Source organism: Exiguobacterium artemiae (assembly GCF_033342815.1).
Lineage (GTDB): Bacteria > Bacillota > Bacilli > Exiguobacteriales > Exiguobacteriaceae > Exiguobacterium_A > Exiguobacterium_A artemiae_A.
The window spans coordinates 1-11,351 of the sequence record NZ_JAWPEN010000018.1 but is presented as its reverse complement, the minus strand read 5'-3'; the positions used below and the strand labels follow the sequence as shown (position 1 = coordinate 11,351).

Annotated in this window: 9 protein-coding genes and 1 pseudogene; 4 read left to right on the top strand and 6 right to left on the bottom strand. The window is 49.3% G+C overall.

Features of this window, described 5'->3' with window-relative positions; all coding sequences use genetic code 11:
- The 3 genes from R7V76_RS14180 to R7V76_RS14170 form a co-directional block, all read right to left on the bottom strand.
- Nucleotides 1–1,119 (bottom strand): adhesive domain-containing protein (locus R7V76_RS14180; RefSeq protein ID WP_318093373.1); only part of this gene is annotated, 1,119 nt, incomplete at its 3' end.
- 318 nt (nucleotides 1,120–1,437) lie between these two features.
- Entirely contained in the window at nucleotides 1,438–1,761 is a 324-nt protein-coding gene (locus R7V76_RS14175) for a winged helix-turn-helix transcriptional regulator (RefSeq protein WP_290828367.1), read from the bottom strand.
- A 73-nt stretch (nucleotides 1,762–1,834) separates the two neighbouring features.
- Nucleotides 1,835–2,992 carry an AI-2E family transporter gene (locus tag R7V76_RS14170; RefSeq protein ID WP_318093371.1) on the bottom strand — a complete coding sequence of 386 codons (1,158 nt, stop codon included), beginning with the start codon at nucleotides 2,990–2,992 and terminating at the stop codon, nucleotides 1,835–1,837.
- A 282-nt stretch (nucleotides 2,993–3,274) separates the two neighbouring features.
- On the opposite strand from R7V76_RS14170, the gene R7V76_RS14165 reads away from it, so the two are divergent.
- The 3 genes and pseudogenes from R7V76_RS14165 to R7V76_RS16745 all read left to right on the top strand — a co-directional run bounded on the left by R7V76_RS14165 (nucleotide 3,275) and on the right by R7V76_RS16745 (nucleotide 6,786).
- Nucleotides 3,275–5,818: a HAMP domain-containing sensor histidine kinase gene (locus R7V76_RS14165; protein WP_318093370.1), complete on the top strand. Its 2,544-nt coding sequence runs from the start codon at nucleotides 3,275–3,277 to the stop codon at nucleotides 5,816–5,818.
- A gap of 131 nt (nucleotides 5,819–5,949) precedes the next feature.
- Nucleotides 5,950–6,390 (top strand): annotated as a pseudogene (locus R7V76_RS16750) (NAD(P)-dependent oxidoreductase); the annotation flags it as partial.
- Nucleotides 6,376–6,786 carry an NAD(P)-dependent oxidoreductase gene (locus R7V76_RS16745; protein ID WP_440137053.1) on the top strand — a complete coding sequence of 137 codons (411 nt, stop codon included), beginning with the start codon at nucleotides 6,376–6,378 and terminating at the stop codon, nucleotides 6,784–6,786. The pseudogene R7V76_RS16750 and the gene R7V76_RS16745, both read left to right, overlap by 15 nt.
- Before the next feature lie 101 nt (nucleotides 6,787–6,887).
- Here the strand turns inward: R7V76_RS16745 and R7V76_RS14155 are convergent, their stop codons facing one another.
- Nucleotides 6,888–7,670, bottom strand: coding sequence for a flagellar hook-basal body protein (locus tag R7V76_RS14155; protein ID WP_318093367.1), 783 nt, complete (start codon nucleotides 7,668–7,670; stop codon nucleotides 6,888–6,890).
- A gap of 15 nt (nucleotides 7,671–7,685) precedes the next feature.
- On the bottom strand, nucleotides 7,686–8,474 hold the full coding sequence (locus R7V76_RS14150; RefSeq protein WP_318093365.1) for a flagellar hook-basal body protein: 789 nt from the start codon (nucleotides 8,472–8,474) through the stop codon (nucleotides 7,686–7,688).
- 230 nt (nucleotides 8,475–8,704) lie between these two features.
- Between R7V76_RS14150 and R7V76_RS14145 the strand changes: the two genes are divergently transcribed.
- Nucleotides 8,705–11,212 (top strand): sensor domain-containing protein, encoded by a 2,508-nt coding sequence (locus R7V76_RS14145; RefSeq protein ID WP_318093363.1) that lies wholly within the window; start codon nucleotides 8,705–8,707, stop codon nucleotides 11,210–11,212.
- Between the two features lie 62 nt (nucleotides 11,213–11,274).
- Here R7V76_RS14145 and R7V76_RS16680 read toward each other — a convergent pair.
- On the bottom strand, nucleotides 11,275–11,351 hold a 77-nt coding region (locus R7V76_RS16680; protein WP_369076249.1), incomplete at its 5' end, for an IS3 family transposase.

Sequence of the window (11,351 nt, the reverse complement as noted above, 5' to 3'; positions counted from 1 at the left end):
AGCATCCGCATCCGAATCCGCATCGGCATCCGCATCAGCATCCGCTTCCTCATCAAAAACAATCGTATCTTGACCATCTAAATCTGCTAAAAGATCCGCATCGATGACGGATGTATTAACAACGGATCCAGTCACGATCACCTCATCGTTTACACCAGCTGGTTTATCAACCGTGACGTTGGCATTAATCGTCGTTGGTCCAAGTACCTGTACGCCGGCTAATTCATTCGAAAGCGCGACGGTGTCATTCGTGACGGCTGTGAGCAACGTATTCAAAGGAGTTAATGAACGTTTTACAACGTTCAATACCGGATTCACAACGAGTCCTGCTACTCCATTTACTCGAACCCCATTGATGGCATCAATCACGTTTTGCAACGTTTCTTGTACAACTTCTTTTACTGCAGTATCCAAATGATTTCCCAAGCCGTCGCTAAAGTCGATGACGATACTTCCGTCAGGATTAATAACGATTGGTACTTGACCTTCATAATCCAACAAGTCTGATAAGGCATCATCTAAATTATTCAGAGCGTCCAGTGACTGTTCTAATTCATCAATCCCCGTGACACTACCCGCTGCGACAGTATTCACGATACTTAACAGATTACCTACCGTCGTATTTAATGCTCCTGCTACCGGATCCAACTGCCCCTTTAACGTCGGTAAATCTTCCAGTGTGATGGGTAACAACTCAACACTAACTGTGGCATCCCCGTTTGCTGACATCTTTCCAGCCAATTCAGGAATATTAAAGACGGCAACACGATCCGGATTTACGATTTCAGCATCGACTAATCCGGTACCTGTTAAATTCAGTGCCAAATCGTAGTTACCCGGTTGTTCCGTCAGATTAGCATCGACTATTACATTCGTTAAGAGTTGCACCTCAGCCAAACTAACTCGATTGGGTGCTTGACCAATCGAATTCTTAATCGAATTCGCAAATTGCTGTTGTTGTGGTTGAAATTTTTTTTCAGAAGCTTCGGTCTTCGTATACGTGAATGAGATTGGTGAGAGGGCCAGAGAGGACGCTGCCAGTAATTTAACAAGTCGCTTGGTGTGGTTTCTATGGTGTCGGTTCATCTTTTTTCGAAAATCGGGCGTTTTCTTGTTCATTCGAACACTCCTTTTCTTGAGAAAAAATTACCTTACACCCTATATTATGCGACTTTTTACCTTAAAAACATACATTTTTTTACAATTACAATGACTATATAGTTATTATTAACCAGTATTTGATATGTTAAATTTCCATAAAAATATATTTTGAATATATTTTGAATAAAATTACAATAAAATATATTGTAATTTTATTTCATACCTTATTCATCTAAAATTTACCAAAACACCTCTTTTTAAATTTATATTTAAATAATATACAGAATCAAAAAAAGCCCCTCCCGAAACTTATTCGAGAGGGACTGATGACTATTCTTAATACGTAATGTGTTGTTTGCTCCAGGCAATCGATTCCTTAAACTGGCGAACGAGTTCTTCCGCCGGTCCCGTCAAGGAATAGGCGAGTCCGTGGACTTTTTCCGACATCTGCTGTAAAACGAGCCCGTCTTCAATCAGTTCCTGCAACTGCTCAAGGATCTGACCGTGTGACTGATCGATGCGCTGTTCAATCTCCCCGATCGTCAATGCTCCATCCCGCAGGATATAGATGACACTCGACTTGAGACTATTTTCGAAATTGTGCTGAAACTTTTGGAGGGCCAATAAATCAGCCTGTTCTTCTACGTGACGTTGATCCATCTGACACATACCCCTTTCGTGACACAATCGACTACGTTTTCAGTATGACGGAATTGCCGGCAAAATTCAAAAGTCAGTCTTTTGTCGTCACGATCGTATTAAATGTCTTATCGTCTTCTGCGATGACCATCTTCTTTTGCGACCGCAGATGATACAGGCGACGGATGTTCAGGATGACGACCTTCATGACGGCGTAGAACGGAACGCCGAGCAGTACACCAAAGAATCCGGCGATGTTTCCGGCGACGAGCAGGACGATGATGATCGTGAGCGGATGGACATCAAGCGTCTTCCCTTGAACGAGCGGTGACATGATGTGCGAGTCGATCTGTTGCGCGACCGTCATGACGATGACGGCATAGATCGCAAGAATCGGATCCTGGATGAATCCGACGATCAATGCCGGAACAACCCCGATGACCGGTCCGAGGAACGGAATGATATTCGTAAGCGTCGCAAACAAGGCAAGCAACAGCGCATAATCGATGCCGATGATCAGATAACCGATATAAGCGATGATGCCGACACCGATGCTGACGATGACTTGCCCCCGAATGTAGCTCATGATCGTCAAATGCACGTCATGCAGAATCTTTTTCGTTTCCTTATGGTATTCAAACGGCATGATCTTGACGAGATTGCCCTTCAGCTTATCCCCGTCAAGCAACATGTAGATCAACATGATCGGAATGATGACGATCGTTACGACCGTCGTCGTAATGACGCTGACAAATCCGCCGACGCCGGTTCCGATGTTTTTCAGGAAGGTCGAGGCATATTCCGAGACGTTGCCGGAAAACTTATTAAACAGGTCATCCTGTCCGCTGAGGAAACGGGAGAAGAAGGCGCTGTTTTCGAGTTGATCCCTGACGTCAATCAGCTGACGCTGGAACTGGGAAGCGAGTGTCGGAATCGAATTGACGAATTCCGTAATCTGATCTGACAGCATCGGACCGAAGATAAATCCAAGTGTGGTCAAGATACTGATCAAACCAATCAATACGATGATGACAGCCGGACGCCGCTTCATCTTCTTTTCGAGCAGCTCGACGATCGGTAACAGGACATAATACAGAATACCGGCAATCGCAAGCGGCGGAACGACCATCTGCAGTAAAATCGCAATCGGTCGGAACAGGAACGTCACGTGATTACCGATCCAGACGATGATCAGCAGCGTCATGATCCACCAGGCACCGCGGTACCATTTGTTCTCGAACATTTTTTGCATCTTGTCACTTCCTTATGATTAAAATGAGGACTTCTCCTTCATTAGATTTCCTTTATTCGTCCGCTTCTAATCCTTATTTTCAAAAAATAGTTGAAGGATTGTTCATTCGATTCCTTCATAAAATGTCGCTTGTGTTGTATTCATTCTTTAAATCCAGTAATTAAAATATCTTTTTTGCATCTTTGCGTGTTAAAGTTTGATGAATCCCTGTTTTATTAAGTAAGATAAAAATGCTGGATTAATTCTTTGAACCTTAGAAAATAACATACGGAGGATAAACAAGTGAAATGGATTAATCAAAAAATCGGTCGTCAATTGATGTTTGCCTTTTATATGGTGTTCATCGCGCTCAGTCTGACGTCAGCAATCGTCTACAACTATACGGAACGAAAGATCGACCAGACGAATGCCACATTCGATGATTTACGGGAGCGCCGAACGAATGCCAATACCTTAGCCAACGAATGGACACTTGTGCAGAGCAATGTGAAATCGTATGTGCTGTTCGGTACACCAGAAATACTCGATACGATCAAAGCGAATCAGAGGGAAATCAATCGTTTGACGACCTGGTTCGAAAAAAATGCCATTTACGAACAAGGACAGGAATACGCGGTCGCCACCCGGACACTTTATGATGATTACTTCGGGACCGCCCTTCCATTGTTGACAGAATATGTCGCCGGTAAGACAGACGGATCGATCGACGAGACATTCCTTGATCCAAAAACCCTTGCTTCCTTGTCGAACGGTGAAAATTTATTTAATGAAAACGGCACGTTAAAAGGCTCAAACAGTCAATTGACGACCGATACGGATGCAGCCGGCATCGATACGTTACTCACGGACTACTTGACGTTGATTCAAAACAAAGAGACAGAAGCCAAAACGAACTTACTCGGTGAAATGCGGGTCGCCCAGTTCATCTGGCTGTCGAATCTCGTGGTCCTGATCATCATCCTGTTACTGCTCGTCCGTCCTTTCATCAGCCGGGTGACGAAGCAGGTCAACACGTTATCGCGTGACAGCGCCCTGCTCGCAAGCGGAGAGGACATCAACACGATTCCGTTACCGAAACGTCAGGATGAGCTTTACACCCTGACGACATCGTTTAATCAGATGGCCACCTCAATCGCCGACAATAAAGTCCACATGCTGGCGAAAAACGAAGAGTTACAAGCGCAACAAGAAGAGCTCGTCGCCCAGCAGGAAGAGTTGCAGGCCCAGCAGGAAGAGCTCGAAGAAGCACTCGAAATCACGTTACGTAGCGAACAGCACCTGAAATACCGTAATGAACTGACGGAGACCCTCGCGTCACGCGAGACGTTGACGGCGTATCCGGAAATCATCGAAAAACTCGTCGCCATCACCCACTCGGAAATCGGTGCCCTGCTGTTCCTCGACCAGCATGACGTCCGCTCGACGATTGAATACGGAATGACGGAAGAGATGGTCGGTCAGCTCGTCAAGGACGATCAATCATTGTTCCACCGGGCCCGCGTCTTAAAACGACCGGTTCATTCATCAAAACAAGTCGCTCACGACAGTCCGTTGCCGTATCCATACTACATGTATGAGGTCGCCGTTCCGATCCTTGATCCGAACGAAGAACAGATCATCGCCTGCGTCTACCTCGTCCGGTACCGGGATGCCTTCACACCGGAACAGATGGGTGACATCCTGTCGTTCTCGCACCAGTTGTCACTTTCACTGATGCGGATGGGGATTTATGAGAAGATGATGCACGAGAAAAATAAGACTGGTCAACTCCTGAACTCGATCCGGGAAGCCGTCGTCTATATCGAACATGAATCCGATGAACTGCTTGTCAACGAACCGTTGATGAAACTGTTTCCGGAAGTCCAGACGGAATACCAGGACGACAGTAATCTGTCCTCGTTCCGTCAGGCGATGTCGGCGCTCTCCGCCATCATCGATGAACCGGAACCGTTCGAGCAGTATATCGAACAAATCGTCGAACAGAACCTGCCGAAAGACAGTCTTCTCGTCTCGATCCGTTCACAAAGTGCCTACATCCAGATTTACGCGGAAAAAATCCAGATCAATCAGGTCTGGGTCGGTACGATGCTCGTCTTGCGCGACGTCACGAAAGAGACGGAAGCGGACCGGATGAAAGAAGAGTTCGTCTCGACGGTCTCGCATGAACTGCGGACACCGTTATCCTCGATTTACGGCTTTACGGAACTGATGCTGAACCGGGAGATCGATCCGCCGAAACAACGCAAGTACTTGACGACCATCCACTCGGAAACGGGACGCCTGACGACACTCGTCAACGATTTCCTCGATGTCCAACGGATGGAATCAAGCGAACAGCGCTATCAGATGGCGACGTTTGATCTCGTTCAGCTGGCGGCAGAATTGATCGACTTCCATGACGCTTCCCATACGACACACGAATTGTCATTTGAAGCTGTCGGACCAATCATGATTGATGCCGATGCGGAAAAAATCAAACAGTTACTGAACAACCTGCTCAGCAATGCAATCAAATATTCACCGGATGGCGGCAACGTCGCGATTCGCATCGAAAACCACGACGGTTTTGCGGAAATCACGATTCGTGACCAGGGAATCGGTATTCCCCAAGAAGCGATGTCGAAGTTGTTCGATAAGTTTTACCGGGTCGACAATTCGGAGACGCGGAAAATCGGCGGAACCGGACTTGGCCTGTCGATTTGTAAGGAAATCGTCAAGCACCATAACGGGACGATTGATGTCGAGTCGACGATCGGTGCCGGATCAACGTTTACGATCCGCTTCCCGATTGCAGTCATTTCAACGATTTTAACGTATGAAGAATAATCGCACGCGTCCCTGCCTCTCCGGCAAGGGCGCGTTTTTTTGTCAGGTTATCGGTTGAAAGAAGACGGGTATGAAAGAGAAGTATGAACAAACGAAGGGAGTTTTAGACATGGCATTAGGTTGGATTAGGTCATATGGGAGTGCCGATGGCGTTGCGTCTCAGACGAGCCGGGCATCCGCTCAACGTGTATAACCGGACGGTCGAGAAGACCGCTTCTCTCGTCAAGGAAGGGGCTGTTGCCCTGGAATCACCCCGCGCCGTCGTCGAGCAATCGGACATCATCTTTCTGATGCTCGCGGATGGTCCTGCCATCACGGCTGTCTTCGAGCAGGAAGACGGTCTGCTGATGAGTGAGCTGTCGGGGAAAACCCTCGTCAACTTGAGTACGATCTCACCGGAACAATCAATCGACTTTGCGAAACAAATCGAACAGGCCGGCGCAACGTATCTCGAAGCACCGGTCTCCGGATCCGTCGGGGTCGCGGAAGCCGGTCAACTCGTCCTGCTGCTCGGCGGAGACGAACAAGCGATTGCCGCCTGTCGTCCCTATTTCGAGATTCTCGGCAAGGAAAGCATTCATTTCGGTGCCCACGGAACAGGGAGTTCGGCCAAACTGGCCATCAACCTCCTGCTCGCTCTGGTCGGCGAAGGGATTGCTGAGACCTTACTGCTTGGCGAACGGGCCGGACTCGACAAAGACAAGCTCCTGCAACTGATTGGTGCTTCCGGAATGAATACACCGCTTTTCCAAGGCAAACAAACGATGTACCGGGACGAACAGTTTCCGCCTGCGTTCCCACTTCGTTTGATGGCAAAAGATCTTGGCTTGATCACGGAAGAAGCGAAACGATTGACGCTCGACCTGCCGCTGGCAACGACGGCACAGACACAATACCGGCATGCCTTAGAAAGTGGTCACGGCGACGACGATATGGCGGCGATTTACGTCTCGTTGAAAAACAACTGACCGTCTGGTTTTTCAGTCGGTCCGCAGACGAAAGAGGGAGGGAATCTTGACGATCCCCTCCCTCTTTTTGCTGTGTCAGATCTACGCGATTCCTTGCATCCTTATTTCAGTGACGTCACGATACCCATCATCTGATCCGATGTCGTCAAGGCTTTTGAATTAAACTGATAGGCCCGCTGAATCTGCGTCAGGTTTGTCATCTCCGTCGCCATATCGACATTCGAAGTCTCAAGCGTTCCGACCGTCAACGGATTTCCCGTCGCATTCTGGTATTGTCCTGCCGTCGTATAGAGACCGCCTCCGACATCGGTCAATTCACCGTGATTCGGAATATCGGCGACACCGATCCGGGCGAGGACACGCCGTTCTCCGTTCAAAACACCGGTGATGTTACCGTCCTTGTTCAGTTCGATCGACGTCGCATTGTCCGGGAAGGTGATCGGTTCGTTCGCCTGATTGATGACCGATCGTCCGGCATCATCCGTCAACAGGACTTGACCGTTCGCTTGCGGGGACAATTCAAAATTACCGTCACGTGTAAACTTCGTCACGCCGTCCGCATCGATCACACCAAAGAAATGGTGCGGATTGCTGAGGGCTGCGTCGAGCTTACGCCCGGTATTTTGGAACGTTCCGGTCGCGAAACGCGTCGCTTCATTGGCGACGTATCCGCCGACACCAAGGCGCAGACCAGCAGGTGTCGTCAGCGGTCCAGCCGTCAGTCCTGCCGGTTGATTGTTCAGGTTACGGACGAGCAGTTCATTGAACTGGGAATCCCGCCGTTTGTATCCGTTCGTATTGGCATTCGCCAAGTTATGTCCGGTCGTATCGAGCTGCTTCTGGAGCTGAGCCATCGTACTGGCGGATGTATAAAGTGATTGCATGAACTTCCTCCTTGATTAACGGACGCGTCCGATTTCCGAAACTGCTTTTTCAGCCGTCCGGTCATAGGCCTGGATGACTTTCTGATTGGCTTCGAACTGGCGGAGACCGGCGTTCATCTCCGTCATCGTCTGTTCGACTTCGACATTCCCGAGTTCGAGTACCCCTTGATCGACTTTGACGGCACCAGCGTTCAAGGCGTCCGGTGACCGGAACAAACCGTTCCCGGTCCGCTCAAGCGTTTCCGGCTGATTTGTGACGACCAGACCGAGGTTGCCGATGGCTTGACCGTTTCCGTCCGTGACGGCACCGTCCGCACTGACGACGAAATCTTCATTGACGACGTTCAGCGGCTGACCGTCGTCACCAAGAACAAGATCATTTTCCGTCGTCCGGAGCAGACCGTCCTGTCCGACGGCGAACTGACCGTTCGTCGTATAGAGTGTTTCCTCTTCGCCGGTCGAAGGATCCGCATGCCGGATCGTAAACAGGGCTGCTCCTTCAAGCGAACTGATTTGCAGGTCGGTCGCATTGCCCGTCTCTGTGATCGAGCCAAGAGCGAAGTTCGGTGTCGCCGCCTGCATGAAGACACCGGTCGCGAGCTTCCCGACTGTCCCGCGGGAACGGACACCGGATTGTTCATTAACGCCCGACTGCTGGATCATCATCTCGGGAAAGGTCCGGAGGGACGCCTGATCGGCCCGGAAGCCCGGTGTCCGGGCGTTGGCCAGGTTGTTGCTTAACATCTCTTGCTGCCGTTGTAACGCCTGCATCGCACCAGACGCCGTATACATTCCTCGTAACATATGTGTTGGCTCCTCATTGACTTATTGTTCAATTCTATTCCTTAAGTATATCGGTCAATTTTTTGGAAATTCGATGTTTTTTTCAAAATAAGGGAATGAATCGCGTAGATGCATCGAAAGGCCTAACCCATTCGTTCAAAAACATTTGCTTATTTTTCAACAGACACGATATGTCTAAATACCATAAATTGTTATAATCAAGCTATAACGACACTAAATGAGGTGAGATCATGCCCTTCTTCAAAAAGAAGAACACAGAATCCTTCATCAACGGCTCCCTGGATTTCAAACAACTGGTCGATGCGACACACTTTCTCGAAAACCATCCCGATGCGGTCTATACCTTAAATTTAGAAGGACAAATTGTCTCCTACAATCAAAAACTGTCCCTGCTGCTCGGCTATGGCGGAAAAAAACTCCATCACCAGCATTTCAGTGAATTCATCACACCGGCTGAAGCGAAACGGATCGCTCCGCTCAAACAACGGGCCTTAACCGGCGAAACCGTCCACTTCACGGCAGAAGTTGCTCATCACGACGGACACCGTTTGACGATGAACGTCACGAACATTCCCATCTATCAAAATCACGTCATCATCGGTGTTTACGGAATCGCCCGGGACATCACTCAGCATATCCAGTTACGGCTGCAACATACCCGGCTGTCGGCAAAAGAACAGCTGACAGCGTCACTTCCAGGTCTCGCTTTTTTCGAGTACGAAACGACACGGGACCGGCTGACTTTATCGGCTCATTTCGCCTCGTTACTGGATATCTCGCAACATCGGCTTGCTTCCCTCGAGTACGATGAGTTTTTACTTGAAATCCATCCCGATGACCGGTCCCATTTTAAGCAACAGCTGACGCTCCTACAGGCAGGGGAACCCACTGTCTCCTGCTCCTTGCGGATGAATCAGACACGAGACTATACACAAGAAGTGTCCTGTCACGGACTCCGCTCCGAAGACGGTTCCGAGGAGCTGTTCAGTTTTCTTTTTCAGTCTGTCGTAAAACCGACGGATAAAACGGAAATCGAATGTCCGTCCGACCGGACCAGCCTCGAGCAACAGGAAGATATCCGGAAACTGTCCTTATTATATGATCAAGTGACGGGACTGCCGAACCGGACGTTATTCATGGAAGAAGTCGAGCACTTGATCCGGACCGACCATCCCTTTACGATTCTATCGCTTGATTTCAATCAGTTGCATCGAATCAATGAACAGATTGGCTACGATATCGGCGATCAATGGCTGCGGCAGACGAGCCGTTACTTAACGGAAACATTACCGGACCTCTACTGTGCCCGGCTGACCGGTGACCATTACGCCGCCTTGTCGACACAACCGTTTGACGAAGTCGCCCTGAAAGCGATGTGTCTCGATTTGCTGGCGTTGAACACGACCCGGATTCAAATCGAAGGATACGAACTGGCGGCCGAGCTCGCAATTGGTCTCAGTCCGTTCCAACATGACGAAACGACGGCTACGGAGCTGTTGCATACTGCCAGCCGTGCCCTGTCCCGTGCCAAACTGAAAGCACAGTCCGCTTACGAATTTTATACGTCACAGCTTGATCTTGAAATCTACCGCCGGCATCAGCTGGAACAAAGTCTGCGAAATGCGATCCAGCAGGATGAGCTGTTTCTCGAATACCAACCAAAGGTCGACATTTGGAGCGGACAGATTCTGACCTGTGAGGCTTTGATTCGTTGGGATCATCCCGAATGGGGACGGATTCCGCCGCAAGACTTCATCCCATTATCAGAGGAAGGACATTGTTATCTGCCGATTGGTGAATGGGTGCTCGAGACGGTCTGTCGGACGATTCAGTCCCTCCTGCAACAGCAAATTCCGGTCGTCCCGATTTCGATCAATCTGTCTTCGAAGCAACTGCTTCACCGGGATTTCGTCGACACAGTCCGGACCTGTCTGCACCGCTATCAAGTCCCGGCCCGGTACTTGCAACTCGAGCTTCAGGAAAGTGTGTTGTTGCGTGAGAGCGAATTTGTCAAAGAGACGTTACAGCAACTGCATCAGTTGGGTATCCAACTGATTCTCGACGGCTACGGAAGCGGTGTCTCTTCTTTGAGCAGCCTTCAAACACATCCGATCAGCAGTCTGAAACTCGACCGGTCGTTCGTCGCCCGCCTCGAAGAAGACGAGCGGTCGATTCCGCTCATCAAAAGCATCGTCTACCTGGCAAAAGAGTTTCAGCTGTCGGTCGTCGCTGAAGGCATCGAGACGCTTCAGCAGCTCGATCAGTTCCGGGACTTCGAATGCCACGCCGTCCAAGGCTATCTGTTCAGCCGTCCGGTCGGCATCGAGCATTTGCGTCTGCTGTTGAAACAAGGTGTCCTGCAACCTGTCGAATCGATGAAGAAGTCACCGAAAAAACCGTTACCGTCTCTGCACGGACTCATCTCGATCACGCGATTAAACGGAAAAGATGTCAATGTCGGAGCTTCCCCGATCCTCATCACCCGCAGTACGAACCGTTCCGTTCATTTTTATGCTTCGATCCGCTTGCCGGTCGACCACCAAATCGAACTGTCGCTTCAATTGACGGATATCGTCCATCCGAAGACATTGATCGAGCCGCTCGCCGTGACCGAGCTCGATAACGGGCTGTTCCATTATTCGGCCGACTATAAAATCCGTGCTCAGTCGGGACAAATCATGAAGGCACTCGAGACATCCGAACAGTTGAAGCTGGATGAATTCTTTATGTTATCCTGACAAATCAAAAAGGCGATCCCTAGACTGACCTAGCGATATGAGACACATATAAAACACCTTGATTAGGCTGCCAGTACACCATATTTTATCGGTGTCAGGTAGCCTAATTTTTCTTGGATTCGTTCTTCGTTATAGTAAT

Excerpts from the sequence above, each read along its gene's own strand:
- R7V76_RS14175 (WP_290828367.1), bottom strand. The coding sequence starts at position 1,761 with ATGGATCAACGTCACGTAGAAGAACAGGCTGATTTATTGGCCCTCCAA.
- R7V76_RS14170 (WP_318093371.1), bottom strand. The coding sequence starts at position 2,992 with ATGCAAAAAATGTTCGAGAACAAATGGTACCGCGGTGCCTGGTGGATC.
- R7V76_RS14155 (WP_318093367.1), bottom strand. The coding sequence starts at position 7,670 with ATGCAATCACTTTATACATCCGCCAGTACGATGGCTCAGCTCCAGAAG.
- R7V76_RS14150 (WP_318093365.1), bottom strand. The coding sequence starts at position 8,474 with ATGTTACGAGGAATGTATACGGCGTCTGGTGCGATGCAGGCGTTACAA.
- R7V76_RS14145 (WP_318093363.1), top strand. The coding sequence starts at position 8,705 with ATGCCCTTCTTCAAAAAGAAGAACACAGAATCCTTCATCAACGGCTCC.